Below are 1,774 nucleotides of genomic sequence, written 5' to 3' on the forward strand. Positions count from 1 at the left end.
AAAAGGCCCTCCTAATGATATTTATTGTATCATAGAAGAACCTTATAAACATTATTTTACAGAAAAAGTTTCATACTCTCCTTTTTTTCGTTGGATAAAAAGAGAAATGCTTGAATGGGATATCTTTATGTATCTTTAAACGCCCAAATTAGAAATATTACTCTTCTTCACTCTTCTTCAACTTCGAATAATAACTATCCGCAGTATAAAGCGCCGCCACCGGATTATGCCCCAATACACGGTCTTTCGTCACTGCTGTCGTAGTCAGTGCCTCGGAATATTTGTAAAACAGACTGTCATGCCCCACACAAAGTCCGACCACAACATTCAGGTCCGTCTTCGCCTTGTTCAGAAGCTTTGCCTGCAGGATCGGATTACACATATTCACACCGACACCTTCGCAGCATTCCGGGATGCCGACCGATGTCTTCTTCTGTGTTCCGGCTTTACAGCCGACACCATACACCTCAAAGCCATGTCTGCGCAGGATATCTGCCAGGATACGGCTTTCTTTCAACAATCCGACACAGGTTGCGATCCCGATCTTTTTCGCATTAATCTTCTTTGCAAAATCCATGATTTCTTCGACACGGGTATGTTTGCAGTAATTCTCATACTCTACTTCAGCTGCAGCGATTGTTACTTTGCGGTTCTCGTCTTCATTGTAGCATTCCATAGCTTCATTTAGAACTTCTTCATCCATGTGTGTTGTCAGACAGAAATCCGGATAGGTTTTATCCATTTTGTTGCAGTTTTTTACTGCGCAGTCGATACAGGACATGTCTTCTTTTTTCATTTTTTCATTCTCCTTTTGTATACCTTGGTATCTACAGAGGCCTGCCACTGGCAGATTCTCTAGATTAAGCTTTACTTTGTAAAATATCCTCTATTTACTTCATAATAACAAATACTTATACTACAGACAATGGTTTTCCGTTTTTATTTTCTTATTTTTTGTAGTTCTTTTCTATGAGAAACGTTCCCAGATTCAGGGTTGATTTGTCATGAATTGTCGATTCTGATTTTTGAAAAATTATTGAAAATTATCTTTTTAAACTTGAAGATATATAACAGTCTCTCTGATAGACCATCATCTTTGGATTTATACTATCATGTATAGGTTATTTCGTCAATCAAAACATTTATCCACTTCCCTCATTTCAATCCCAGCTCTTTCAATACCTCAGCCAAATACCAGCTACATGGAAGCCAATAAACCATGCAACAGCGGTTCTTTTATTCGCCAGTATATGCCAATTTCTATCTCATAGCCGCCGTTCTCATAGTAGGCGTGGGAAAAATAGTATCTTATTGTTATTTCTGAAATATAAAATTTGAATCATAAAACTTCTTTCCCTCTCAAATCCATTTTTACCAAACCAACTACTAACAATCCAATAAAAATTGCCGTGTCCACAAATAACAGTACAACAACACTTTTTACCACTCCGAAAGTAAAAAGTATGGAGAAGATTTCCACTGACAACACAATAAAACACATATAATTTGTCAAATACTCTGTTATAATTTCTCCATAATAATTGTTCATCTGCAATTTCGCATGGGAATTTGCTCATAAATATTGTGGTAAAGTCTGGTATGTCTGTGGAATGGTTATGTTGCCGATAACAGTAATATTCATGCTTTTAGTGATTGGAAAAAAAGAAGATTGTGTTGGGAGTATAGGAGGAATCATCTGTGGTGTTCAACTTATTCCTTTAATTGGGTCTATTCTCCCAACAGAAATAGCATTAAAAAAGAATTTTGATAAGAA

The 1,774-nt window shown here is 36.7% G+C and carries 1 protein-coding gene and 1 pseudogene; one reads left to right on the plus strand and one right to left on the minus strand.

Features of this window, described 5'->3' with window-relative positions; genetic code table 11:
* Positions 1-157 precede the first annotated feature (157 nt).
* Positions 158-796 (minus strand): DUF1847 domain-containing protein, encoded by a 639-nt coding sequence (locus tag GPK81_RS12240; RefSeq protein ID WP_008705300.1) that lies wholly within the window; start codon positions 794-796, stop codon positions 158-160.
* 820 nt (positions 797-1,616) lie between these two features.
* Here GPK81_RS12240 and GPK81_RS12245 point away from each other — a divergent pair.
* Positions 1,617-1,774, plus strand: a pseudogene (locus GPK81_RS12245) (SdpI family protein); the annotation flags it as partial.

Source organism: Blautia sp. MCC283 (assembly GCF_018785565.1).
Lineage (GTDB): Bacteria > Bacillota > Clostridia > Lachnospirales > Lachnospiraceae > Blautia_A.